Origin of the sequence: Streptomyces hiroshimensis, assembly GCF_014650335.1 — a bacterium.
Lineage (GTDB): Bacteria > Actinomycetota > Actinomycetes > Streptomycetales > Streptomycetaceae > Streptomyces > Streptomyces hiroshimensis.
This window is the reverse complement of the sequence record NZ_BMUT01000009.1, coordinates 26,362-50,848: the sequence shown is the minus strand read 5'-3', so window position 1 is coordinate 50,848 and position 24,487 is coordinate 26,362. Positions and strand designations below refer to the sequence as shown.

The 24,487-nt window shown below is 70.4% G+C and carries 24 protein-coding genes, 1 tRNA gene and 1 pseudogene; 14 read left to right on the top strand and 12 right to left on the bottom strand.

The annotated features are described in order from the left end of the window. Positions 1–30: 30 nt before the first annotated feature. Positions 31–594, top strand: coding sequence for a hypothetical protein (locus tag IE241_RS20595; RefSeq protein WP_190023278.1), 564 nt, complete (start codon positions 31–33; stop codon positions 592–594). Then, positions 584–1,168, top strand: a complete 585-nt coding sequence (locus IE241_RS20590; protein WP_190023277.1) for a flavodoxin family protein — start codon at positions 584–586, stop codon at positions 1,166–1,168. Before IE241_RS20595 ends, IE241_RS20590 begins: the two co-directional genes overlap by 11 nt. A gap of 131 nt (positions 1,169–1,299) precedes the next feature. On the opposite strand, the gene IE241_RS20585 is transcribed toward IE241_RS20590, so the two are convergent. Next, positions 1,300–1,962: a DUF5324 family protein gene (locus IE241_RS20585; protein WP_190023276.1), complete on the bottom strand. Its 663-nt coding sequence runs from the start codon at positions 1,960–1,962 to the stop codon at positions 1,300–1,302. Positions 1,963–2,203: 241 nt separating this feature from the next. Between IE241_RS20585 and IE241_RS20580 the strand changes: the two genes are divergently transcribed. Together IE241_RS20580 and IE241_RS20575 are read left to right on the top strand one after the other, a co-directional pair. Then, positions 2,204–2,731: a peptidylprolyl isomerase gene (locus tag IE241_RS20580; RefSeq protein WP_190023275.1), complete on the top strand. Its 528-nt coding sequence runs from the start codon at positions 2,204–2,206 to the stop codon at positions 2,729–2,731. Between the two features lie 118 nt (positions 2,732–2,849). Further along, positions 2,850–3,725 (top strand): rhomboid family intramembrane serine protease, encoded by an 876-nt coding sequence (locus IE241_RS20575; protein ID WP_190023274.1) that lies wholly within the window; start codon positions 2,850–2,852, stop codon positions 3,723–3,725. Positions 3,726–3,972: 247 nt separating this feature from the next. Here IE241_RS20575 and crgA read toward each other — a convergent pair whose 3' ends face one another. Continuing rightward, positions 3,973–4,227, bottom strand: coding sequence for a cell division protein CrgA (gene crgA / locus IE241_RS20570; protein ID WP_058047345.1), 255 nt, complete (start codon positions 4,225–4,227; stop codon positions 3,973–3,975). 154 nt (positions 4,228–4,381) lie between these two features. On the opposite strand from crgA, the gene IE241_RS20565 reads away from it, so the two are divergent. From IE241_RS20565 to IE241_RS20540, 6 genes and pseudogenes are all read left to right on the top strand, one after another. Next, complete coding sequence (locus IE241_RS20565; RefSeq protein ID WP_190023273.1) at positions 4,382–5,146, top strand: DUF881 domain-containing protein; 765 nt, start codon at positions 4,382–4,384, stop codon at positions 5,144–5,146. A 42-nt stretch (positions 5,147–5,188) separates the two neighbouring features. Further along, the gene (locus tag IE241_RS20560) at positions 5,189–6,055 is read left to right on the top strand and encodes a class E sortase (RefSeq protein ID WP_190023272.1); all 867 of its coding nucleotides are present in this window, start codon (positions 5,189–5,191) and stop codon (positions 6,053–6,055) included. A gap of 72 nt (positions 6,056–6,127) precedes the next feature. Beyond that, complete coding sequence (locus IE241_RS20555; protein ID WP_190023271.1) at positions 6,128–6,304, top strand: hypothetical protein; 177 nt, start codon at positions 6,128–6,130, stop codon at positions 6,302–6,304. Further along, on the top strand, positions 6,301–6,939 hold the full coding sequence (locus IE241_RS20550; RefSeq protein ID WP_190023270.1) for an aminodeoxychorismate/anthranilate synthase component II: 639 nt from the start codon (positions 6,301–6,303) through the stop codon (positions 6,937–6,939). Before IE241_RS20555 ends, IE241_RS20550 begins: the two co-directional genes overlap by 4 nt. Then, a pseudogene (locus IE241_RS20545) lies at positions 6,906–7,775 on the top strand (class E sortase); the annotation flags it as partial. The gene IE241_RS20550 and the pseudogene IE241_RS20545, both read left to right, overlap by 34 nt. A 48-nt stretch (positions 7,776–7,823) precedes the next feature. Then, positions 7,824–8,510 carry a class E sortase gene (locus tag IE241_RS20540; RefSeq protein WP_190023269.1) on the top strand — a complete coding sequence of 229 codons (687 nt, stop codon included), beginning with the start codon at positions 7,824–7,826 and terminating at the stop codon, positions 8,508–8,510. A 105-nt stretch (positions 8,511–8,615) separates the two neighbouring features. Here IE241_RS20540 and pknB read toward each other — a convergent pair whose 3' ends face one another. The 6 genes from pknB to IE241_RS20510 all read right to left on the bottom strand — a co-directional run bounded on the left by pknB (position 8,616) and on the right by IE241_RS20510 (position 16,791). Next, on the bottom strand, positions 8,616–10,652 hold the full coding sequence (gene pknB / locus IE241_RS20535) for a Stk1 family PASTA domain-containing Ser/Thr kinase (RefSeq protein ID WP_190023268.1): 2,037 nt from the start codon (positions 10,650–10,652) through the stop codon (positions 8,616–8,618). Positions 10,653–10,814: 162 nt separating this feature from the next. Next, positions 10,815–12,269 (bottom strand): peptidoglycan D,D-transpeptidase FtsI family protein, encoded by a 1,455-nt coding sequence (locus tag IE241_RS20530; RefSeq protein WP_190023267.1) that lies wholly within the window; start codon positions 12,267–12,269, stop codon positions 10,815–10,817. After that, positions 12,266–13,708 carry an FtsW/RodA/SpoVE family cell cycle protein gene (locus IE241_RS20525; protein ID WP_190023497.1) on the bottom strand — a complete coding sequence of 481 codons (1,443 nt, stop codon included), beginning with the start codon at positions 13,706–13,708 and terminating at the stop codon, positions 12,266–12,268. The genes IE241_RS20530 and IE241_RS20525 overlap by 4 nt, the downstream gene beginning before the upstream one ends. A gap of 40 nt (positions 13,709–13,748) precedes the next feature. Next, positions 13,749–15,302, bottom strand: a complete 1,554-nt coding sequence (locus tag IE241_RS20520; RefSeq protein ID WP_190023266.1) for a Stp1/IreP family PP2C-type Ser/Thr phosphatase — start codon at positions 15,300–15,302, stop codon at positions 13,749–13,751. A gap of 75 nt (positions 15,303–15,377) precedes the next feature. Then, entirely contained in the window at positions 15,378–15,923 is a 546-nt protein-coding gene (locus tag IE241_RS20515; protein WP_190023265.1) for an FHA domain-containing protein FhaB/FipA, read from the bottom strand. A 10-nt stretch (positions 15,924–15,933) separates the two neighbouring features. Continuing rightward, entirely contained in the window at positions 15,934–16,791 is an 858-nt protein-coding gene (locus IE241_RS20510; RefSeq protein ID WP_190023264.1) for an FHA domain-containing protein, read from the bottom strand. Between the two features lie 384 nt (positions 16,792–17,175). Here IE241_RS20510 and IE241_RS20505 point away from each other — a divergent pair. Both IE241_RS20505 and IE241_RS20500 read left to right on the top strand, forming a co-directional pair. After that, positions 17,176–17,259: transfer RNA gene (locus IE241_RS20505), tRNA-Leu, on the top strand. 174 nt (positions 17,260–17,433) lie between these two features. Beyond that, entirely contained in the window at positions 17,434–18,210 is a 777-nt protein-coding gene (locus tag IE241_RS20500; protein WP_190023263.1) for a hypothetical protein, read from the top strand. A 1-nt stretch (position 18,211) separates the two neighbouring features. Here IE241_RS20500 and IE241_RS20495 read toward each other — a convergent pair whose 3' ends face one another. From IE241_RS20495 to IE241_RS20480, 4 genes are all read right to left on the bottom strand, one after another. After that, positions 18,212–18,529: a helix-turn-helix domain-containing protein gene (locus tag IE241_RS20495; RefSeq protein ID WP_190023262.1), complete on the bottom strand. Its 318-nt coding sequence runs from the start codon at positions 18,527–18,529 to the stop codon at positions 18,212–18,214. A gap of 249 nt (positions 18,530–18,778) precedes the next feature. Further along, on the bottom strand, positions 18,779–20,029 hold the full coding sequence (locus IE241_RS20490; protein ID WP_190023261.1) for an MFS transporter: 1,251 nt from the start codon (positions 20,027–20,029) through the stop codon (positions 18,779–18,781). 154 nt (positions 20,030–20,183) lie between these two features. After that, positions 20,184–21,152 (bottom strand): dTDP-glucose 4,6-dehydratase, encoded by a 969-nt coding sequence (gene rfbB, locus IE241_RS20485; protein ID WP_190023260.1) that lies wholly within the window; start codon positions 21,150–21,152, stop codon positions 20,184–20,186. Next, positions 21,149–22,228: a glucose-1-phosphate thymidylyltransferase gene (locus IE241_RS20480; RefSeq protein ID WP_190023259.1), complete on the bottom strand. Its 1,080-nt coding sequence runs from the start codon at positions 22,226–22,228 to the stop codon at positions 21,149–21,151. Before IE241_RS20480 ends, rfbB begins: the two co-directional genes overlap by 4 nt. Positions 22,229–22,371: 143 nt before the next feature. On the opposite strand from IE241_RS20480, the gene IE241_RS20475 reads away from it, so the two are divergent. Further along, positions 22,372–23,211 carry a class I SAM-dependent methyltransferase gene (locus IE241_RS20475; RefSeq protein WP_190023258.1) on the top strand — a complete coding sequence of 280 codons (840 nt, stop codon included), beginning with the start codon at positions 22,372–22,374 and terminating at the stop codon, positions 23,209–23,211. 69 nt (positions 23,212–23,280) lie between these two features. Continuing rightward, positions 23,281–24,414, top strand: coding sequence for a nucleotide disphospho-sugar-binding domain-containing protein (locus tag IE241_RS20470; protein ID WP_190023257.1), 1,134 nt, complete (start codon positions 23,281–23,283; stop codon positions 24,412–24,414). Positions 24,415–24,487 lie beyond the last annotated feature (73 nt).

Below are 24,487 nucleotides of genomic sequence, written 5' to 3'. Positions count from 1 at the left end.
AATCCATCAACGGAGTGCGAGGAGGACACCGTGAATCGCACGCTCCCCACGAGCGGTGAAGTGCATGTGTGGTTCGGCGACTCGCACCACGCACCTCACGCGGACGCCGTCGGCGACATCTCCCTGCTGTCGCGCGAGGAGAAGATCCGGTGCGCCCGCATCACCCACCTCGCGGAGCGCCGGGGCTTCGCGGCGGCCCGCGCCGGGGCCCGGCGCATCCTGGCGGACCTCCTCGGGGCGGCCCCGGAGACGATCGACCTGGCCTCCCCGCCCCCGCCTCTGGCCCTGGACCTCGTCTGGTCCGCGCACGGTTGGCTGTTCGCCCTCGCCCGCGACGCCCGGATCGCCGTGGCTCTCGCGCAAGTTGAGGATCCGGCGTCCGAGGTCGCCGCCCGGGCCCGGGTGCGGCGCAAGGCACTTGCGAGGATCGCCGAAGCCGAATCCGGCACGGCTCCGCAAAGATCATCGGGTAATTTCTCGGTGCACGACGTGCCCACACCAGGTGCCGCCATCGCTGCCGTCGCCTGCTCCGGCCGACACCGCCGTACCGGCCCGGTGTCACTCCTTCTGAGAGAGGTACCCGTTGTCACGTAAATTCGTTTTCCTGCTGGCGAGTTCGCGGAACGCCGGCGTCACCGGCAACTCCGAACTGCTGGCCAAGCGGGCCGCCGAGGCGCTGCCCGACTCGGTCGAGCAGGAGTGGATCCGCCTCACCGACCTCCCCCTCGACCCCTTCCAGGACATACGTCACGAGGGCGACGGCGTGTACCCGCAGCCCACCGGGAACGAGAAGGTGCTGCTGGACGCGACCCTGTCCGCCACGGACCTCGTCATCGTCTCGCCGGTCTACTGGTACAGCCTGGCCACGCCCGCCAAGCTCTACCTCGACTACTGGTCCGCGTGGCTGCGCGTGCCCGGCGCCGACTTCCGGGCCGCCATGGGCGGCACGACGCTGTGGGGCGTCACCGGGCACGCGACCCGGGACCGCAAGGTCGCCGAGCCGCTCATCGGGACGCTGGAGCTCACCGCCGACTTCATGGGCATGAACTGGGGCGGCGTGCTGCTCGGCAACGGCACCCGGCCGGGCCAGGTCCACGACGACGAGGGCGCGCTCGACGAGGCGGCGGCGTTCTTCGGCCGCGCGCCGCAGGAGTACGTGGCGGCCTGAGCCGTTGACGCTTCTCCGCTGAGCCTTCTCCGGCAGGGCCCTCCGGCCCGCGCGACGCGCGCGGGCCGGAGGGCCCTGCTCATGCCGGGAACAGCTCCGTCAGGAGCGGCCGGTCGGCCGGTCGGCCGTCGTCAGAACGGCCGGTCGTCCGTCCCGCCGTTCTCGGGCGAGGACTCGGCCTCGGCCTGCTTGGCCTGGACCTCGGGGTCGAGCGGTGAGGAGGAGGCCGCGGGACCCGTGCCGTCGACCGAGCTCAGCGGCGGGCGGTCGCGCACCTCGGTGGCCTCGGGCGGCTCGACCAGCCAGTCCGGGTTGGCCTGCTTGTCCCACCACTTCCAGGCCGCATACGCACCACCGGCGATCACAGCCGCCACGGCCAGGCGCCGGAGCACCCGCCCCGCCCGGCACCGCCGGTCGCGCCGGGCGACCAGCTTCTCGATCTCGCGGGGGCTGACCTGCCCGCGCAGCGCGGCGAACGCGGCGGCACTGCGGGCGACGGCCTCCTCCCGGACCGGCTCGACGGCCGTGCGGGCCCGCACGGCGGCCTGGTCGATCTTCGGGGGCAGGGCGTCGCGGGCGTGCTCGATCCGCGGGTGCAGATGGGCGTCGTACTGGCAGCGGGCCTGGTGAGCGGCCTCCGCGACCTTGGGCGCCAGCCGGGTCCGGGCCTCGTGCGCATAGTGCACGGCGGCATCCTTCGCAGTGCCGGCGTAGGGCGCCACCACTTCCGACGCATGGCGCACGACATCCTTCGTGCTTGCGGCCGCGTGGCGCACGCTGTCCTTGCGGGTCACGAGAACCTCCTCCTCGGTGGCGTATGTTTTGTCGCCTTTCCACCCAGTGAAAAATCATGCCTGCGGACGGGCGGTCCGGCACGTGTGGGCGGGCATCCGGGTCAACGGGGGACGGAGCGGGTGGGACCTCGCTCGACCATGCCACGCTTTCGTGCGGCGCGCGGGCGTTTGCTGGCTACTCGCCGCGAACCCGTCCATGCGAGGATCGGTAGCCGTCAGTGAAGACTATGGAAGGTAGATCGTGGCCGAGCAGCTTTACGCCACCCTGAAGACCAACCAGGGCGACATCGAGATCCGGCTCCTGCCGGACCACGCCCCGAAGACGGTCGCCAACTTCGTCGAGCTCGCGAAGGGCGAGCGCGCGTGGATCAACCCCGAGACGGGCCAGAAGACCACGGACAAGCTGTACGACGGCACGGTCTTCCACCGCGTCATCGAGGGCTTCATGATCCAGGGCGGTGACCCGCTGGGCAACGGCACCGGCGGCCCGGGCTACAAGTTCGCGGACGAGTTCCACCCGGACCTGGCCTTCACCAAGCCCTACCTGCTGGCCATGGCCAACGCCGGCCCGGGCACCAACGGCTCGCAGTTCTTCATCACCGTGTCGCCCACCGCGTGGCTGACCGGCAAGCACACCATCTTCGGCGAGGTCAGCACCGACGCCGGCAAGAAGGTCGTGGACGCCATCGCCACCACCCAGACCAACCCGCGCACCGACCGTCCGGTCAACGACGTGGTCATCGAGTCGGTCGTCATCGAGACCCGCTGACACCCGGCTCCAGCTCCCTCATCACGGCCCGAGGGAACCCGGCGCCCCGCTCGTCCGTATGACGGGCGGGGCCGCGCGTCCCGGACAGGCCCGCCCATCACAGGCGCAAGGGGAACGCATGAACGACCAGGCCGTCGGCTGTTACCGGCATCCCGAGCGGGAGACGGGCATCCGCTGCACTCGCTGCGAGCGGCCGATCTGCCCGGAGTGCATGGTGAGCGCGTCGGTCGGGTTCCAGTGCCCGGCCTGTGTCGCGGGTGACTCCGGCACCGGGCACCGCCCGCAGGCCTCCGCTCCGCGCACGCTCGCGGGCGGCACCCATGCGGCCGACCCCCGGCTGGTCACCAAGATCCTCCTGGGGATCAACGTCGCCCTGTGGATCGCGGTCATGGCCACCGGCGACGGCCTGCTCGACGAGCTCGAACTGTTCGGCCGCGCCGTGCTCGGCGGCGAGCCCCAGGGCGTCGCCGAAGGCCAGTGGTACCGCCTGCTGACGGCGATGTTCCTGCATCAGGCGCCCATGCACATCGCCTTCAACATGCTCTCGCTGTGGTGGATCGGCCCCCCGCTGGAGGCGGCGCTGGGCCGGGCCCGCTATCTCGCGCTGTACCTGCTGTCCGGCCTGGGCGGCTCGGCCCTGACCTTCGTCGTCGCCGACCCCCGCCAGCCCTCGCTCGGCGCGTCCGGTGCGATCTTCGGCCTGCTGGGTGCCACGGCGGTGCTGATGCGGCGGCTCAACTACGACATGCGCCCGGTCGTGGCGCTGCTCGTGCTCAACCTGATCTTCACCTTCGCCTGGAGCAACATCGCCTGGGAGGCCCACATCGGCGGCCTGGTGGTGGGTACCGCCGTGGCCTACGGGATGGTGCACGCGCCCCGGGAGAAGCGGGCGCTCGTCCAGGGGCTGACCTGCGGCCTGACGCTGCTGGTGATCGTCGCGGCGGTGGTCGTACGGACGGCGGCGCTGCCCGCGCTCACCGTGATCCCCGGCTGAGCGCCCCGGACCGGAGCAGGGTTGTCCACAGCGCGTACAGAATCTTGTGCACGCTGTGGGGAACAGGTGTCCGTCCTCGCACACAGCTGCGTTTCCGCTGGTGGGCGGGGGCGCCGAGGGGCACCCCGCGCTTGTGATCAGTCACACCGGCGTCAACCCCGGGGAAGTTATCCACAGATCTTCTGAGTTTTTCCCCACTGTGGACGAGGGTGTGGATAACTCCTCGGAAGGCTCCCCGGAAGGCTTGCTACTTCCACTGTGTGGAGACTACGAACCCCGCCGCGATAAAGCCGAAACCGACCACGATGTTCCAGTTGTGCAGGGACTCCACCGGCATGTCACCACTGGTCACATAGAAGATGACGATCCAGGCCAGCCCGATCAGGAACATCGCCAGCATCAGCGGCGCCACCCAGCCCCGCCCACTGCTGAGCTTGATGGTCTGCTGCTTCGCCGGCGGCGGCGTGAAGTCGTCCTTCTTGCGGATCCGTGACTTCGGCACGAGGAACTCTCCTGTCGACGCGCTGCGTGACCGCGCTGGGATACAAGGGAATGTACAAAGGGCTGGTCCGAGGCGGCGAGCGGCGGGAACGCCACCTTTCCCCGGGCGTCCGTTAGCGTAGTGCTTCCGTGGCGCCGGAGAGGATAAGGGTACGTTGAGTAATTCTGCGGACTCCACCAGCAGGTCTCCCCGGCGCTTCAAGCCCGTCCGGCTGCTGACCGGGGGCGTCTTCGCGCTGGCCGGCCTCATCTTCTGGATGAGCTTCAACACCGCCCACGGCACCAACATCCGCACCGACGACTCCATGCTCCGGCTCTCCGACCTCATCCAGGAGCGCAGCCGCAAGAACGCCGGTCTGGACGAGAGCGCCGCGGCCGTCCGCTCCCAAGTGGACGCCCTCGCCCGGCGCGACAACGGCAACACCGCCGCCCAGAACAAGAAGCTCGCCGACCTCGCGGCGGCCGCCGGCACCACGCCGGTCAGCGGCCCGGGCCTGACCGTCACCCTCACCGACGCCCCGCCCAACGCCACGGCCAGGATCCCCGGCGTGCCGCAGCCGCAGCCCAACGACCTGGTCATCCATCAGCAGGACCTCCAGGCCGTCGTCAACGCCCTGTGGAAGGGCGGCGCCAAGGGCATCCAGGTGATGGACCAGCGGCTGATCTCCACCAGCGCCGTCCGCTGCGTAGGCAACACCCTGATCCTCCAGGGCCGCGTCTACTCCCCTCCCTACAAGGTGACGGCCGTCGGCGACCGCGGCGCGCTGCGCAAGGCCGTCGACTCCTCGCCCGCGATCCAGAACTACCTCCAGTACGTGGCCGCCTACGGGCTCGGCTGGAAAGTCGACCAGCACGACGCGATGACTCTTCCCGGTTACTCGGGCACAGTGGACCTCCACTACGCCAAGCCCCTGGCGTGACCCCTGTGGTGGGTGACGCCACGACCCGGGAGGGGGCCCGCGGTGAGGCCCAGGACCGTCGTCCGCACCCTCAGCGAACTGTGCGTCACCACCGGCACCCTGCTCGTCCTCTTCGTCGTCTACGTCCTCTACTGGACGGGCGTGCGCGCCGACAGCGCCATGGACCGGGAGCTCAGCCGCCTCCAGGACCGGTGGTCCAGTGGTGCCGCGGCGACGGCCGGGCCGTCCGGGGCGCCGGTGCCGGGAGAACAGCAGGGAGAGCCGCCGGGAGAGCGGCCGGGAGAGCAGCCGGGAGTGTCACCGGAAGATCCCGGGGACGCCGCCCGGCCGCCTGACCGGCCCGCAGCGCCCTCCGCGCAGGCCGCGCCGCCGTCGCGCCCCCTGCCCGGGTCCGGCAGCGGCCAGGGCGCCCCCGGGCGGCAGCAGGCCGCACCCGCCCGCCCCGGCGAGGCCTTCGCCGTCATGTACATCCCCCGCTTCGGTGCCGGCTGGGCCAAACCCGTCCTCCAGGGCACGGGCACCGAGCTCCTCAAGAAGGGCCTCGGCCACTACGAGCGGACCGCGCTCCCCGGCGAGACCGGCAACTTCGCCGTCGCCGGCCACCGCCGCACCTACGGCGACCCGTTCAAGGACCTCGACGAGCTGCGCCCGGGCGACGCCGTGGTGGTCGGCGACGGCACGACGTGGTTCACGTACCGCGTCGACGCCCGCCCGTACCGCACCCGGCCCGACGACACCGGCGTCATCGACCCCGTGCCCGCCGGCTCCGGCTTCCGCGGCCCCGGCCGCTATCTGACCCTCACCACCTGTGAACCGGAGTGGGGCCACAGCCACCGTCTGATCGTCTGGGCGCACCTCGACGCCACCTCGCCCGCGGCACAGGGCCGCCCCGGGGCTTTGCCCGGCTGACCCCCTCGGGAGGCCCCCGCCCCTTAGTCTGGTGCTGCAATTTCGACTACGTCATCGGCAAGTGGGGACGGCATGTACGGCTGGATCTGGCGGCATCTGCCGGGCAATGCGTGGGTGCGGGCGCTGATCTCGCTGGTTCTCGTACTGGCGCTCGTCTACGTCCTCTTCCAGTACGTCTTCCCCTGGGCGGAACCGCTGCTGCCGTTCAACGACGTGACGGTCGACAACGGAACGGCGGTCAACAAGTGAGTGCGCGCATCCTCGTCGTGGACAACTACGACAGCTTCGTCTTCAACCTCGTCCAGTACCTCTACCAGCTAGGCGCCGAGTGCGAGGTGCGGCGCAACGACGAGGTCGAGCTCGGCCACGCCCAGGAGGGCTTCGACGGCGTCCTGCTGTCCCCCGGGCCGGGGGCCCCGGAGCAGGCGGGCGTGTGCATCGACATGGTGCGCCACTGCGCGCAGCACGGCATCCCCGTCTTCGGAGTCTGCCTGGGGATGCAGTCCATGGCCGTCGCGTACGGCGGCGTGGTCGGGCGGGCGCCCGAGCTGCTGCACGGCAAGACGTCCCTGGTGACGCACGAGGGCGCGGGCGTCTTCCAGGGCCTCCCCTCGCCCTTCACCGCCACCCGCTACCACTCCCTGGCCGTCGAGCGCGAGAACTGGCCCGACGAGCTGGAGATCACCGCCTGGACCGAGTCGGGCATCGCGATGGGCCTGCGCCACCGCGACCTGCCGGTCGAGGGGGTGCAGTTCCACCCCGAGTCCGTGCTCACCGAGTGGGGCCACCGGATGCTCGCCAACTGGCTGGTCGCCTGCGGTGACACCACGGCAGTGGAGCGGTCGGCGGGCCTGGCCCCGGTGGTGGGCAAGGCCGGGGCGTGACCACGCACCCGCGGGTCGTATCGCAGCCCCTGCCGCCCGAGGACCGGGCGACCATGGAGCTGCGCAGGGTGGAGGTGCCGTCGCAGGCGCCCCGGCCCGTACGGACCGGGGGGCGTGCCGCGCGGCGGCACGCGGCCCGGCGGGCGCGCAGGGGAAGCCTGGGCGTGCTGCTGTGCCGCTTCACGGGCGAGCTGTTCATCACGGCCGGCCTGGTGATGCTGCTGTTCGTGGCCTACCAGCTGTGGTGGACGAACGTCCGCGCCCTGCAGCAGGCCGGCGGGGCCGCCCACCACCTGCAGAGCCGCTGGGACGAGGAGGAGCAGGGCGCCGACCGGGACGCCGGGTCGTTCTCGCCCGGCGAGGGCTTCGCGATCATCTACATCCCGGCGCTGGACGTGAAGGCCCCGATCGCCGAGGGCGTCGGCAAGCAGAAGATCCTCGACCGCGGCATGGTCGGCCATTACGGGGACGGCGCTCTGAAGACCGCGATGCCGTGGGACAAGAACGGCAACTTCTCCCTCGCGGGCCATCGCAACACCCATGGCGAACCGTTCCGCTACGTCAACCGTCTGAAGCCCGGCGACAAGATCGTGGTGGAGACGCGCAGCGCGTTCTACACGTATGAGATGACGAGCCGTCTGGAGCAGACGTCACCCGCGAATGTCGGGGTCATCGCCCCTGTCCCGGCCGGCTCCGGCTTCCGCGGCCCCGGCCGCTACATCACCCTCACCACCTGTACCCCCGAGTTCACCAGTACCTACCGCCTGATCGTGTGGGGCAAGATGGTCGACGAGCGGCCCCGGAGCAAGGGAAAGCCGGATGCGCTCGTCAACTGAGACACGCGGGAAACGCGCGAAGAACAGCGAAGCGGGGTACGAACGTCTGTGGCACGGACTGACCGGGGACGGGGGCGCCTCGCCGTCGCCGTGAGCGTCTTCGGCGAACTGCTGATCACCGCGGGTGTGGTCATGGCCCTCTTCGTCGTCTACTCCCTGTGGTGGACGAACGTCCTCGCCGACCGCGAGGCGAAGCGCCAGGGCCACGCGGTGCGCAACACCTGGGCTCAGAAGGGCCCGGGCGCCCTCGACACCAAGGACGGCATCGGCTTCCTGCACGTGCCGGCCATGAAGAACGGCGAGGTGCTGGTCAAGAGCGGCACCTCCACCGACGTCCTCAACGAGGGCGTCGCCGGCTTCTACCGCACCCCGGTGAAGGCCGCCATGCCCTGGGACAAGCAGGGCAACTTCACCCTGGCCGCCCACCGGGACGGGCACGGCGCGAAGTTCCACAACATCGACAAGGTGAAGACCGGGGACCGCCTCGTCTTCGAGACGCGCGACGTCTGGTACGTCTACAAGGTCTTCGCGGAGCTGAAGGAGACCTCGAAGTACAACGTCGAGGTCCTCGACCCCGTCCCCAAGGAGTCCGGCGTGACCAAGCCGGGCCGCTACCTGACCCTGACGACCTGCACGCCGGTCTACACCTCCGACTACCGCTACATCGTCTGGGCGGAACTGGAGCGCACGGAGAAGGTCGACGCGGACCGCACGAAGCCGGCGGAGCTGCGCTAGGACTCCGTTTTTCCCGCCGCAACGGCGGGGCACCACAACGGCGAGGGTCCGGCGGAGGAAACAACCCGCCGGACCCTCGCCGTTCGTGCCTTTACGCCGGAGGCGCTAGTGGCGCCGGCCTCCTATGAAGCCGCCTCCGATGAAGCCCGTGTCGCCCGTGGCGCCGTTGGCGCCGCCCGGCGGGGTGCCGGGCGAGCCGGTGTCGCCGCCCGGGAGGCCCGCCGTGGTCGTCAGGTCGACCGGGGAGCCCTTGGCGACCTGCGTGCCCGGCATCGGGTTGGTGGTCTGCACGACGGCGTTGTCGTCCTGGGGACCGAAGACGTTGCCGACCTTCAGGCCCGCGCCCTCGATCTCCTTCTTGGCGTCCTTGAGCTTGTGCGTCAGCACGCCCGGGACGGCCACGTTCTGGGAGCCCTTGGCCACGGTCAGGTTGACCGTGGAGCCCTGGGCGGCCTGGGTGTTGCCGTCGGGGCTCTGCTTGGTGACGGTGCCCGGGGGCTGCCCGGGGGCGTCCTCCTCCGTCACCGAGACCTGGAAGCCGTTGTCGCTCAGCTGCTTCTTCGCGGCCTCGACGTTCTGGCCCACCACGGACGGCACCGTCTTGGTCGGCTTGGACTCCGCGACGGTCAGGGTGACCTCGGAGCCCTTCTCGGCCTTGGTGTCGCCCTTGGGGTTCTGCGAGAGGACCGTGCCCGCGGCGACGCCGTCGGTCACCTTGGTCTTGGTGCTGACCTGGAAGCCCTTGCCCTCAAGGATCTGCCGGGCGTTGTCGAGCTGCTTCTCGGTGACGTCCGGGACCTCGATCTTGGCCGCGCCCTCGGACACCTTGACCTTGACCTCGCCGCCGCGGTCGATCTTGCCGCCGCCCGTGGGGTCCTGGCTGCAGATCTTGCCCTTGGGCTGCTCGCAGGTGTCCGTGCCGTTCTGGACGACCTTGAAGTCGCCGTTGACGCCCTGCTGCTGAGCGTCCTTCAGCGTCTGCCCGACGAGGTTGGGCACCGACACCTTGGAGGCGTTGTTGCTGCCGCTGAAGAGCGACTTGCCGATGAAGATGGCACCGACCAGCACCAGCACGCCCGCGGCGATCAGCAGGATCGTCGAGAGGTTGCTCTTCTTGCCGCCGCCTCCGCCGCGCCGCCGGCCCGCGCCGTCGTCGTAGCCGCCGTACCCGCCGTCGTCCTCGCGGACGGGCGGCAGCATGGAGGTCTGGCCCGGGCCCTGCGGGGCCTGGGGGCGGAGCATGGCCGTCGGGGCGTCGGCGCCGTAGCCGACGGCGTTCATGGTGGCCGTGGCGGCGACGGGCTGGCCCTCCAGGGCCGCCTCGATGTCGGCGCGCATCTCGTCGGCCGACTGGTAGCGGTAGTCCGGGTCCTTGGCCAGCGCCTTGAGGACGATGGCGTCCATCTCGGGCGTGATCTCGGGGTCGTGGACGCTCGGCGGGTTCGGCTCCTCCCGCACGTGCTGGTAGGCGACCGCCACCGGCGAGTCGCCGATGAACGGCGGCCGCACGGCCAGCAGCTCGTACAGCAGGCAGCCGGTCGAGTAGAGGTCCGAGCGGGCGTCGACCTGCTCGCCCTTGGCCTGCTCCGGGGAGAGGTACTGGGCGGTGCCGATGACGGCCGCGGTCTGCGTCATCGTCATGCCGGAGTCGCCCATGGCGCGGGCGATGCCGAAGTCCATGACCTTGACCTGGCCGGTGCGGGTCAGCATGACGTTGGCCGGCTTGATGTCGCGGTGGACGATGCCGGCCCGGTGGGAGTACTCCAGCGCCTGCAGGACGCCGATGGTCATCTCCAGCGACCGCTCGGGCAGCAGCTTGCGGCCGGAGTGCAGCAGCTCGCGCAGCGTCGACCCGTCCACGTACTCCATGACGATGTACGGGATCGAGACGCCGTCGACGTAGTCCTCGCCGGTGTCGTAGACGGCGACGATCGACGGGTGGTTGAGCGAGGCGGCCGACTGGGCCTCACGGCGGAACCGGGCCTGGAAGGACGGGTCGCGGGCGAGATCCACCCGCAGCGTCTTCACGGCGACGGTGCGGCCGAGCCGGGTGTCGTGGGCGAGGTAGACCTCGGCCATGCCACCGCGGCCGAGCACCGAGCCCAGCTCGTACCGGCCGCCGAGGCGACGCGGCTCTTCCATAGCTCCAGCCCTTCCGTTTTTCTGACCGCACCTTCACTACGTCCGGCGGTGTGCTGTCCGGCATACCGTACCCGGCACGTCGCGCCCCTTCCGGCCGCGACGGTCACCTGATACACGACCGGTACCGTCACCCGCGGCGCCGGACGGCGGAGGTGAGCGGCGTCACTTCGACGTGCTCAGCACCGCCTCCATGACCTTCTTCGCGACGGGCGCGGCGAGGGCGCCACCGGCGATGTCGTCGCGGAGGGTGTCCGAGCTCTCGATCACCACGGCGACCGCGACCGGCGAGCCGTCGGCGCCCTTGGCGTAGGAGATGAACCACGCGTACGGGTTGTCCTTGTTGTCCACGCCGTGCTGGGCGGTTCCGGTCTTGCCACCGACGGTGACGTTCGGGATCTGGGCCTTCTTGCCGGTGCCGTCGTTGATCACCGTCTCCATGATCGACTGCACCTTGCGGGCGGTGTCCCGGGACATCGCCTGGGACATCTCCTTCGGCTGGTGCGTCTCGATCACGTTCAGGTTGGGGGCGCGTACCTTGTCGACCATGTACGGCTCCATGAGCTTGCCGTCATTGGCGACCGCGGCGGCCACCATGGCCATCTGCAGCGGCGTGGCGCGGTTGGAGGCCTGGCCGATGCCGTCCATGGCGTTCTGCGGACGGTTGTCCTTGGGGTAGACGCTCTGGGCCGCACGCACGGGCGTGTCGACCTTGTCGTTGTTGAAGCCGAACTTCTGCGCCTGCTCCATCATCTTCTTGTTGCCGAGGTCGGCGCTGACCTTGCCGAAGACGGTGTTGCAGGAGTACTGCAGGGCCACCCGCAGCGAGGCGTCCTTGCAGGGGATCGTGCCCTCGTTGTCGAGGGTGACCCGGGTGTCCGGCAGCGTCCACGGCAGCGGCGAGTCGGTCTTGGAGTCGACGTCCTTGTACAGGCCGTTCTCCAGCGCGGCAGCGGCCGTGACGACCTTGAACGTGGAGCCCGGGGGGTACGTCTGGCGCAGCGCCCGGTTGAGCATCGGCTGGTTCTTGTCCTTGTCCAGCGACGTCCACTCCTTGCCGTCGTTGGCGCCCGCGATCTTCGACGGGTCGTAGGACGGCGTGGACGCCAGGGCGAGGATCTTGCCGGTGCGCGGGTCGATGGCCGCGACGGCGCCCTTCTTGTCGCCCAGGCCCTCGAAGGCGGCCTTCTGGGCCTTGCTGTTCAGGGTGGTGATCACGTCACCGCCCTTCTTCCCCTTGCCCGTGATCATGTCGACGGTGCGGTTGAAGAACAGGCGGTCGTCGTCGCCGATGAGGACGCGGTCGTAGAGCTTCTCCAGCTGGGTGGAGCCGTAGACCTGCGAGGAGCGGCCGGTGACCGGCGCCCACATGGCGCCGTCGTTGTACGTCCGCTTGTACTTGAAGTCCACGCCGCCGGTCTCCACGGAGCCGGTGATGGCCTGGCCGTCCACGATGATGTTGCCGCGGGGCTGGCTGTAGCGGGCGATGTCGACGCGGCGGTTGTTCTTGTGCGTCTTCAGCTCGTCGGCCTGGACGAACTGCAGCCAGTTGTCCCGCAGGAGCAGGGCCAGGACGAGGAGACCGCAGAAGATCGCGATCCTGCGTACGGGCTTGTTCACGGGCGGACCACCTGGGTCATCTCGGCGTCTGTGGACGGTGCGGGGGCCGGGGCCGGGCGCCGTGCCGTGTCGCTGATCTTTATCAGGATGGCGATCAGCGCCCAGTTCGCGATGACGGACGAGCCGCCCTGGGCGAGGAACGGCATGGTCATACCGGTCAGCGGGATGAGGCCCATGACGCCGCCCGCCACGACGAAGACCTGGATGCCGAAGGCGGCGGCGAGGCCGGTGGCCAGCAGCTTGCCGAACGGGTCGCGGGCGGCGAGGGCCGTCCGCATGCCGCGCTCCACGATCAGGCCGTAGATCAGCAGGATCGCCATGGCGCCGGCCAGGCCGAGCTCCTCGCCGTAGGAGGCGAAGATGAAGTCGGAGTTGGCCGCGAACTGGATCAGGTCGGAGGCGCCCTGGCCCCAGCCGGTGCCGAAGACGCCGCCGGAGCCGAAGGCGAACATGGCCTGGGCGATCTGCTCGGTGGTGGCCCAGGACGGGCGCGGGTTGTCGTAGACCGCGAAGGGGTGCAGCCAGGCCATCACACGGACCTTGACGTGCGGCTCGACGGAGCCGACGACGGCCGCGCCGCCCGCCGACATCAGCAGACCGAAGACGATCCAGCTGGTGCGCTCGGTGGCGACGTACAGCATGACGACGAACATGCCGAAGAACAGCAGCGAGGAGCCCAGGTCGGTCTCGAAGATGAGGACCACGAGGCTGAGCGCCCAGACGGCGAGGATCGGGCCGAGGTCGCGGCCGCGCGGCAGGTACAGGCCCATGAAGCGGCGGCTGGCGAGCGCCAGGGCGTCGCGCTTCACCATCAGGTAGCCGGCGAAGAAGATCGCCAGGATGATCTTCGCGAACTCACCGGGCTGGATCGAGCCGAGGCCGGGGATGACGATCCAGATCTTCGCGCCGAACTTGCCGGGGAAGAAGACCGGGGAGATGAGCAGGACCAGCGCGACGACCATCGAGATGTAGGTGTAGCGCTGCAGGATGCGGTGGTCCTTGAGGAAGATCACCACGGCGACGAACAGCGCGATGCCCAAGGCGGAGAACATCAGCTGGTTGGGCGCGGAGGGCTGGAAGACGAAGCCCTGCGCCTTGGCCAGCCGGGCGAGCCGCTCCGACTGGTCCAGCCGCCAGATCATCACGAGGCCGAGGCCGTTGAGCAGGGTGGCCAGCGGCAGCAGCAGCGGGTCGGCGTACTTGGCGAACTTGCGCACCACCAGGTGGCCGACGCCGCCGAGCAGGCCGAGGCCGAGCCCGTAGCCGAGCATGCCGGAGGGCATCTCGCCGTTGAGCGCGAGGCCGACGTTGGCGTACGCGAAGCAGGGCAGGATCACCGCGAACGCGAGCAGCGCCAGCTCGGTGTTGCGCCGGCTGGGCGGGCCCACGGTGCTGATCGTGGTCGTCGCGGTGGTGTTGCTGCCCGCGCTGGATGGCATGGATGGCATGGCTGACATGAGTTGATGGCCCCCTACGGCTTTACTGCTGAGCGCTGCACTGCGGGACCAACTTCTGCTCTTCCTCGGTGAGGGTGGGGGCCGGGCTCGGCACCGGGGTGGCTTGGGCGGAGAGGCCGGTGGCTCCCGGCTTGGCGTCGGCCTTCGGGTCCTTGGGATCCTTGGGGTCCTTGGGGAGCTCGCCCACGGAGCCCACCCGGTCGCCGTTCTGCTTCTCCTTCTCGCGCTGCTGCTGCTCGGCCTTGCGCCGCTCGTCTTCCTTCTTGCAGGCGCCGGCGAGCAGGCCGAGGTCCTTGGCCTTCTGCTCCGCCTTCTCGCGGCTGTCGAGCGCGATGGTGTCCTCGACCCGGCTGCGCTGGTCGACGGGCAGGTACTTGAGTTCGATCTCGGGGTGGTCCTGGTAGAGCTTGCTCAGGCTGACCCACGCCAGGTCCTGGTTGATGCCCTGGTAGACCGCCACGTGGTTGTTGTCCTTGGCGCCCACGTAGTACTGCGTCTGGGTCCAGCTGTAGCCGCCGTAGAGGCCGCCCGCGACGACGCCGAGGACGACGGCGAGGATCAGTGAACGCTTGATCCACCGGCCGCGCGAGGGCGCCTTGACGAAGTCCTCGTCCATGAAGGCGCCGAACGTGCCCTCGGGACCGCCGCCCATGCCGCCGTCACCGCTGCCGGGCGGGCCGAAGGCGCCGCCGGGCGGCTGCGGGGGCACGGGCCGGTTGGCGCGGGCGTGCTCGGCGGCCCGCCCGGCCGGGGTCTGCATGGCGCCGTCGACGCCCAGCTGCAGCTGGTTCTCGGCGACCGCGCCGACGATCACCGGCGTGTCGTTGAGCTGCTGGGCGAGGGTGTCGCCGCCGTCGACGTCGAGGACGTCGGCGACGATGCAGGTGATGTTGTCGGGACCGCCGCCGCGCAGGGCGAGCTGGATCAGCTCCTGGACCGTCTCGTGGGGGCCCTGGTAGCTGGCGAGGGTCTCCTCCATCGTCTGATGGCTGACGACGCCGGACAGGCCGTCGGAGCAGATCAGATAGCGGTCGCCCGCCCGGACCTCACGGATCGAGAGGTCGGGCTCGACGTGGTCGCCACTGCCCAGCGCGCGCATCAGCAGGGAGCGCTGCGGGTGGGTGGTGGCCTCCTCCTCGGTGATCCGGCCCTCGTCCACCAGCCGCTGCACCCAGGTGTGGTCCTGGGTGATCTGGGTGAGGACGCCGTCGCGCAGCAGGTACGCGCGGGAGTCGCCGACGTGCACGAGGCCGAGCCGCTGGCCGGTCCACAGCAGGGCGGTCAGGGTCGTGCCCATGCCCTCCAGCTGGGGGTCCTCCTCGACCATCACGCGCAGCTGGTCGTTGGCGCGCTGCACGGCGGTGCCGAGGGAGGTGAGGATGTCCGAGCCGGGGACGTCGTCGTCGAGCTGGACGAGGGTGGAGATCACCTCGGAGCTGGCGACCTCGCCCGCGGCCTGGCCGCCCATGCCGTCGGCGATGGCGAGCAGGCGCGGGCCGGCGTAACCGGAGTCCTCGTTGCCCTCCCGGATCATGCCCTTGTGCGATCCGGCGGCGAAGCGCAGAGACAGACTCATACGCACCTCGCCCGTCGGCTCCGGGTACAGCCCCTTCCCAGCCACGCTGCCCACCCTCCGGTCGTCATGGTCCTACTACTTCCGCAGCTCGATGACGGTCTTGCCGATACGGATCGGCGCGCCGAGCGGGATCGGGGTCGGGGTGGTCAGCCGCGTGCGGTCGAGATACGTGCCGTTGGTCGAACCCAGGTCCTCGACGATCCACTGGCCGTCGCGGTCGGGGTAGATCCTGGCATGCCTGCTGGACGCGTAGTCGTCGTCCAGCACGATCGTGGAGTCGTGGGCGCGTCCCAGCGAGATGGTCTGGCCCTGGAGGGCGACCGTGGTGCCCGTGAGGGAGCCCTCGGAGACCACGAGCTTGGTCGGGGCGCCACGGCGGCCCCGGTCCGCGCGCCGGTCGGCCCGGCGCCCGCCGGCCGCCTGCTGCTGGCGCTGCTGCGGGGGCGCGGTCTGGGCCTGCGCGCGCTGCGGCTGCCGCTCGGGACCGCCCCGGCGGGAGCCGCGCTGGGTCACCCGGGTGCCGAAGAGGTCACTGCGGATGACCTGAACGGCCACGATCACGAACAGCCACAGTACGGCGAGGAAACCCAACCGCATGACCGTGAGGGTCAGCTCTGACATTGCCCCCGCTTCACCCTTCGGCTTGCCGATAAACGATGGTGGTGCTGCCCACGACGATCCGTGAGCCGTCGCGGAGCGTAGCGCGCGTGGTGTGCTGTCCGTCCACCACGATGCCGTTGGTCGACCCCAGGTCCTGAATGGTCGCGGGGGTGCCGACGCGGATTTCGCAGTGCCGGCGGGAGACGCCGGGGTCGTCGATCCGTACGTCCGCCTCGGTGCTGCGGCCCAGCACGAGGGTGGGTCGGGAGATCTGGTGACGGGTGCCGTTGATCTCGATCCAGCGCCGGGTCTGGGCTCCGGGCACGCCTGCCGCGGGGCCCTGGCCGCCCGCGCGCGGCGCGGACCGCCCCGGGGGCGCGGAGGGCGGCGGCGACGCGGGCATGGGCGGCAGCCCGGACGGCGGTGCCGGATAGCCCGCGCCGTGTGTGGCGGGGCCGCCCGGGCGCGCCGGACCGGGGCGTGCGCTCTGCTGGCCTTGGTGGTCCTGCGACTCGCTGGCGGCGAGGGTGCGGCTGCGCACCCGGTACAGGCCGGTGTCGAGGTCGTCCGCCTTCTCCAGATGGACCTTGATGGTCCCCATGAAGGTGTACCGCTGCTGCTTGGCGTAGTCGCGGACCATGCCGGAGAGCTCATCGCCGAGCTGGCCCGAGTACGGGCTGAGCCGCTCGAAGTCCGGGGTGCTCAGCTCCACGATGAAGTCGTTCGGGACGACGGTGCGGTCACGGTTCCAGATGGTGGCGTTGTTGTCGCACTCGCGCTGGAGCGCGCCGGCGATCTCGACCGGCTGCACCTCGGACTTGAACACCTTGGCGAAGGTGCCGTTCACGAGACCCTCGAGACGCTGCTCGAAGCGCTTCAGTACTCCCACGGGGCACCTCCTTCCCTCAGTGACGTTCCTGATGCTCGGTGTCGTTCCTGATACTGCTTACTGATCGTATCCACGCGTTGGGGAAACGGCCGGTTCCCCTTCGGGGCCAGGAGTGACGAGTGTCGCCCCGGCCTGCCCGGCGCGACCTCTTCCTACCCCTACATAGGGATCGTAGAGGCGGCCGGGAGCCAGTGTCCCGCAACCGGCGGGGTCCCCACCGGTCCCGGCGGACCGGCACGGTCCCCGCAGGCCCGCCCCGGGAGAACGAGTGTGAAGGCACCCGCGAAGGCGTGCTAATGTTCTCGATGTCGGAAGGCGAACGGCGCAGAACCGGAAGGGCGAGGCCCCAAGGGAAAGCCCCGGAAGCCCGAGGACAACACCCATGCGCGGGTGGCGGAATAGGCAGACGCGCTGGATTCAGGTTCCAGTGCCCGAAAGGGCGTGGGGGTTCAACTCCCCCCTCGCGCACAGTGAGGACAGGCCCCTCAGAGTGACTCATGTCACTCTGAGGGGCCTGTCTCGTTTTGTGCCCACTGAACCGGAAGAGCTTGGCCGGAACGTGGCACGCCGTAGTGACGGGAGTGGGAACATCATTCTGTAGTCGCACCGGGGCGCTGTGTGATCCGGAATGGGGGACGCGGGGTGGCTGGGGACCAGACGTCCGTTTTTTCGGAGTGGATACTGCCCGCTGTCGTCTGCGCGCCCGTCACCTGGGTGTGCCTCGTCCACCGCTTCCGCGGGCAGGGGCGGCTGCTGGGGAGCGTGAGGTCGGCGTCGGCGGCGGTCGCCGTGGTGCTGTGGACCTCCGCCATGGCGGCGCTGGCCAGTGGCCTGCTCTTACCGCACGCCTCCAGCGTGCCGCCGGCCGCGGTCGGCGTCGTGGCGGGGGCGGGGCTGGTGCCCAAGAAGAGGACCGAGCAGGCCGAGCACCCGGTGATGGCGATTGTCACACTGGGGCATTCCCTGCTGATCAACAGCCTGATGCTGCGCCTGCAGACCGACCGGGCCGACTGGTGCGCCCGGATGGCCGGCGGTTTCGACAACTGCTGGGAGATCGACATCTTCGCCGACCGGGTCGCGCGGCACCTGAAGGCCCGCGTGGACGTCCCGGGGCGCTCACCCAAGGGGAAGAGCGGCCTGGTGACCTCGATCAAGGACCGGTACGAGGAGGTGCGGGCCGCGGTGCAGCACGCGGACACCCTTGAGACCGAGATCGAGAAGACCTGCAAGGACGAGCAGCGCGAGCGGACGCGGCAGGAGGCCGGGCGGATGACGCGGGCGTTCGGCGAGGCCGAGCACTTGTGTGCGTATCTGCTGGAGCTGGCGCACGCCCATTGCAAGCGCAGCGATGACAAGAAGATCCTCGCACTGCGGCGGCAGCCCCTGTACGCAGCTGCCGCCGAGCCCTCGACGCGCTGAGTCAGTGGTGGGTGCGGGCCAACGCCCGTCTGGTGGACTGCTCCTGGCGCTCGGCCGAAGGCGCCTCGGTGAAGGACACTTCCATCTTCACGTCGAGCGCGTCGGCCACGGCCGCCAGCGAACGCATCGTCAGATTTTCATCGCCGGACAGGATTTGGCTCACCCTGCCCGGGGACACGCCCATGCTGTCCGCTAAGTCCTTGCGGGTCATGCCCCGTTCGGCCAGGAGGCCCGCCAGGGATGCCGTCGCGTGGCGGGCCAACCGGGCTCCGGCCGCATCGGCCTTCCGTCCTTGATCGTGTCTGTCGCCCCACGCCATCGCTACCCCCAGGAACAGAAATGTCGGCGCCCTTGGGCGCCTTCCCAGTTAGAGGATGCCACCTTTAGCGCTAACTAAAAGCCCGCATCCGGCTAAAGATGGGTTCAGTGGCGGAGAGTTCACCCTTTGATCAATCTGTGACCAGGCGTGATACGGCAATCGGTCGATTTCGGCCAGACTGCGGCCCGCCCGCGGAAATGGGGTCGCGGGCGGGCCGGAGGGGGCGCCCGCGGCGAGGGCCGGGCGCCGTCAGCGCGCGGCGGAGCCCTCCTCGTCCGCCGGCTCCGCGGGGGCGGGCGCCGGGGCGGCGGCGGGGGCCGGGGCCTTGAGGAAGAACAGCAGCAGGAACGACAGGAGGGCGATGCCGCCGGCGATACGGAAGCCGGTGGCTATCGACGTCGCGCCGATGACCGGGCCGATCACCAGGGGCGCGGCGAACTGGCCGGTGAAGTTGGCCGTTCCCGACAGGGACGTGGCCTGGCCGCGCATCGCGGGCGGCGCCGTCTCGCCGATCATCACGGCGAGCGCGGGTACGGACATGCCCATGCCGAGCCCGAACAGGGCCGGGGCCAGGATGATCAGCACCGAGTGCGACGCGGTACCCGCGACCAGGAAGGCCGCCACCCACAGGACGACCGCGACCCGCAGCAGCCGGATGTAGCCCAGGCTCTTCTTGATCTTGGCGTAGCCCAGGCCGACCAGGGTGCCGGCGACCGAGGTGCTCGTGGTGTAGAGCGCGACCAGGAACGGCGTCTCGACGCCGAGTTGGGCGAGCCGCTGCGGCAGGAAGACCGCGAGGACGTAGAGCAGGAACGAGCTGGTGAGCGACAGGGCGTAGAGGCCCAGCAGCCGGGGGCGGGAGCGCAGCAGAGTGAACGTTCCGCCACCTCCGCCGGGCCGCTTGGCGTTCAGGCTCCTGGGCAGGGTGAACATCATCGCGATGCCGACGGGGATGCCCAGCAGGTAGATCGCGAACGGGCCGTGCCAGGAGATCCCGCCCAGCGCGCCGCCGAGCAGCGGCCAGATGATCCCGCCGACGCTGATGGCGACCGAGCGCCAGCCGGCCACGCGGTCCCGCTCGGGCCCTTCGTAGAGCGCCAGCAGGGCCACCGTCGTCCCGGCGAAGACCGCGGCGGCGCCGACGCCGAACGCGAACCGGCTGATGATCAGCGCCGTGTACGAGGTGGTGACCAGCCCGGCGCCGCCCGCGACGCCGTAGAGCAGGAGCCCGGCCACCAGGGGCGTCTTCAGCCCCCAGCGGTCGATCGTCCAGCCGACGAGGGGGCTGGCGATCGCGAGGGACAGGCCGTGGGCGGTGAGGATCAGACCGGCGCTGGTACCGCTGACCCCGAGTTCGCCGCGGATGACCCCGACGACGGGGGTGAGGATCGTGCCCGCCATGACGGTGAGGGTGGAGGCGAGGAGGAGTACGGCCAGGGCGGCCCGGCCGCGTGAGGCCGGTCCGGGCGGGGTGGGTGATGACGGGACGGGTGATGCCATCGGCGGAACCTTAGCTGCGTAACGGGGGGTGGATGGTGAGTGCCGTCCTGCCACTCCTTCAGATGCCGCTCGAGGATGACTCGAGCGGCACTCGAAGGCGGTGGCGCGGATTCCGCCGAGTCATCCGCCCCGGCTTCCGCCCTGTCGTGCGTGCTCAGTCATCGAGCAGCGGCTTCCACCACTCGGGGTGGTCCACGTACCAGCCGACGACGCGCTTGAGGCCCTCGTCCAGCGTCCAGTGCGGCGCGTAGCCGAGCTCGGCGCGGATCTTGTCGTCGTTGATCGCGTAGCGGAAGTCGTGGCCCTTGCGGTCGGGGACGTGCTGCACCTGCGACCAGTCGTGGCCGGTCAGGTCGAGCAGCCGCTCGGTCATCTCGCGGTTGGTCAGGGCGGTGGCCCCGCCGATGTTGTACGTCTCGCCCGCGCGGCCCGCCGTGAGGACGAGCTGAATGGCCCGGCAGTGGTCGTCGACGTGCAGCCACTCGCGGATGTTGGTGCCCTCGCCGTAGAGCGGCACCTGCTGTCCCTGCAGCAGCCGGGTGACGAACTGCGGGATGAGCTTTTCGACGTGCTGGTGGGTGCCGTAGTTGTTGGAGCACCGGGTGATGCGCACGTTGAGCTTGTGGGTGCGGTGGTAGGCGCGGGCGAGGAGGTCGCTGCCGGCCTTCGACGCGGAGTAGGGGGAGTTGGGCAGCAGGGGCGACTCCTCGGTCCACGTACCGGTGGCGATGGACCCGTAGACCTCGTCGGTCGACACGTGCACCACGTTGTCCACACCGGTGTACAGGCAGGCGTCGAGGACGCTCTGGGTGCCCAGGACGTTGCTGTGGACGAAGGCCACCGCGCCGTCGACGGACCGGTCGACGTGGGACTCGGCCGCGAAGTGGACGACGGCGTCGTGGCCGGGGAGCAGCTGGCGCAGCAGGTCCTGGTTGCAGACGTCGCCGCGGACGAACGTCAGCCGCGGGTCGCCCATCGGCAGGTTGTCCGTGTTGCCGGCGTACGTGAGCTTGTCGATGACGGTGACGTGCGCGTCCTCGTAGCCGCGGTAGCCGCCGGAGAGCATCGTGCGGACGTAGTGCGAGCCGATGAAGCCGGCGCCGCCGGTGACGAGGACCTTCATGCCATGACCTCCGCGCGCGTGTGGTCGCCGATGATCAGCCGGCTGCCCGAGGTGGCGGTGACGGGCGCCTGGACCCGGGCCCAGCGGCCGATGACGCAGCTCTGCAGGTCGCGGACGTCCTTGATGGCGGCGCCCTCCAGGATGATGGAGTCCTCGACGCCGGTGTCCTCCAGGACGCAGTCGCGCCCGATGGCCGTGAACGGGCCGACGGTGCTGCCGGTGATGACGCTTCCGGCGCCGATCACGAGCGGGCCGGTGAGCTTGGACCGGACGACGCGGGCTCCCGGTCCGATGACGACCGGCCCCTGCAGAATGCTTTCCGCATCGACCTCGGCGCCTTCGCGGTCGGCCTCGGTGCCGCTGATGCGGTCGAGGATCTCCCGGTTGCACTCCAGCAGGTCGTCGATCTTGCCGGTGTCCTTCCAATAGCCCTGGTACTCGCGGGCGGTGACGGTCCGGCCCCGGTCCACCAGGTGCTGGATGGCGTCGGTGATCTCCAGCTCGCCGCGGGCGCTGGGCTCGATGGCGCGCACCGCCTCGTGCACGGCGGCGGTGAAGAAGTACACGCCGATGACGGCGAGGTCGCTGCGCGGCGCGCTCGGCTTCTCCACGAGGGCGAGCACGTTCGCGTCCGCGTCGACCTCGGCCACACCGTACTGGCGCGGGTCCGCCACCTTGGTGACCAGCACCTGGGCGTCGGGGCGGCGCGCGCGGAAGTCCTCGGCGGCCTCGGCGATGCCGTCGGCCAGGACGTTGTCCCCCAGGTACATCACGAAGTCGTCGTCGCCGAGGAAGTCGGCTGCGAGGGCCACGCAGTGGGCGAGCCCGAGCGGGGCCTCCTGGCGGATGTACGTGAGGCGCAGCCCGAGCCGAGAGCCGTCCCCGACCGTGGCCTCGATCTGCGCCGCGTGGCCGCCGACGATGACGCCCACGTCCTCGATGCCGATGTCCCGCAGGTTTTCCAGGCAGTGCACCAGGACGGGTTTGTTCGCCACTGGGACCAGTTGTTTCGCCATCGAGTAGGTGAAGGGCCGCAGCCGCGTACCTTCGCCCCCGGACAGGACCAGTGCTTTCATGGGTTCCCCAGAAATTCTCGCAAGGAGACAGGATCGGGGACAACGTGGTCGACCGCGCTCGACTCCGATTCGAGTCACCGTCGAACCAATATTGACAACTTCTCATCCCGTCGCGGTCGCCGATGTGGAGGAGCTGAGAGTCAATGACGCAGGAACCGCAGGCCGAAGCCCAGGCCCTGTCGCCGGACGAGGTCGGCGAGGTCTATGACGAGAAGGGCTGGCTCTGGGAGATCTTCATGGGCCAGAACCTGCACATCGGCTGGTGGGACGACGAGGACCCGGAGACCGACCCCAAGGACCGGCTCACGGACGTCCTCATCGGGCAGGTCGGGCTGCGGCCGGGGCAGCACCTCCTCGACGTCGGCTGCGGCAAGGGCCGCCCGGCGCTGCGGCTGGCCGAGGCGAGCGGCGGTGCCGTCACCGGCATCACGGTGAGCGCGGAGCAGGTCGCGGACGGCACGGAGGCGGCGGCCGGGGCGGGCCTGGCGGACCGGGTGCGGTTCGCGCTGGCGGACGTGTCGGAACTGCCCTACGCCGACGGTGAGTTCGACGCCGCCTGGGCCGTGGAGTCGCTGATGTACCTCGGTGACCGGGCCGCCGCGCTGCGGGAGATCGCGCGCGTGCTCAAGCCCGGCGGGGTGTTCGTGCTGTCCGACTACGTGGAGTCGGCCGAGCTGGACGAGGAGTGGCGCAAGGTCCTGCTGGAGGGCTTCACCGTGGGCTCGCTGCCCACCGCGGACCAGTACGCCGAGATGCTCACCGCGGCGGGGCTGACCGTCGAGCGGAACCTCGACGCGACCGCGCACCTGCGGCGCTCGGCGGCGCGGATCGACCAGCTCGTGGCGGACAACTACGACAAGGTCGTGGAGAAGGGCGGGCTGCAGTTCGCCGAGGAGTTCAAGGAGATGATCGGCCGGGTCTCGACGCTGGAGCGGGACATGCTCGGGTACTCCGTGATCACCGTCCGCAAGCCGCTGGTCTGAGGGCCCGCCGGGCGGCGCCGTCGAGCCGCCGTCGAGCAGGGTTCGAGGCCCGGTTCCAACGATGACCGCATGAAGATTCTCTTTGTCGCGGGAGGCACCTCCGGGGTGATCTTCGGCATCGTCCCGCTGGCCCAGGCCGCCCGCAACGCCGGGCACGAGGTCTTTATGGCCGCCCCCGAGAACATGATGGCGACCGTCACGGGCGCCGGGATCCCCGGCGTCCCGGTCTCCGACGTGCCCATGCTGGACCACCTCGTCGACCGGCGCGGCATCCGCGTGCCCATCCCCGAGGATCTTCACGAGCGCTACATCTTCAACGGGCGCACCTTCGGCCGCTACGCCGCCGCCTGCCTGGACGGCCTGCTGTCCCTGGTGGCGCACTGGCGCCCGGACGTCGTCGTGGGCGGGGCGCTCGCCTTCGCCGCGCCGCTGATCGCCGGGCACCTGGGCGTGCCGTACGTGAAGCAGGCCATCGACATGGGCGAGCCGCGCACGATCGACCTCGCGGCCGCCGCCGAACTGGGCCCGGAGCTGGAGCGGCTCGGCATGTACGAGATGCCGCGCACGGATCTGTTCGTGGACATCTGCCCGCCCAGCCTGCGGCCCTCCGACGCGCCGCCCGCGCAGATGATGCGCTACGTGCCGTTCGCCACCCAGATGCCGGTCGAGCCGTGGATGTACACCAAGGGCGACCGGCCGCGGGTGCTGGTGTCGGCCGGCAGCCGGGTCACCCCGGAGTCCGACTTCGACATCCTCAGTGGCCTCGTCGACAAGGTCGGCAAGCTGGACGTCGAGCTGCTCATCGCCGCGCCCGAGGCGGTCGCGGAGAAGCTGCGGCCGCTGCCGGACCATGTGCGGGCGGGCTGGATCCCGCTGCACCTGGTGGCCCCGACCTGCGACCTCGTCGTCCACCACGCGGGCGGCAACACGACGATGGGCTATCTCTCCTACGGCGTCCCCCAGGTGCTGGTGCCCTACCTGCCCTACTGCGTCGACTACTCGGCCCGGCTCAGCGCGTACGGGGCCGCGACGATGATCGACCCCGCCGACGACGGCGCCGAGAACATCGCGCGCGTCTGCGCCGAGATGCTGGCCACCCCCTCCTACCGCGAGCGGGCCGCGGAGCTGGCCGCCGAGGTGGCCGCGCTGCCCACGTCCGCCGACGCGGTGCGGGCGATCGAGCGGCTCGCCGCCGCGGGCTGACACCCGCATGCCGCGTACGCCCGTCCCGCCCCGTACGCCCGCCACCGCACGCGTTCGCGCCACACCGACTCCC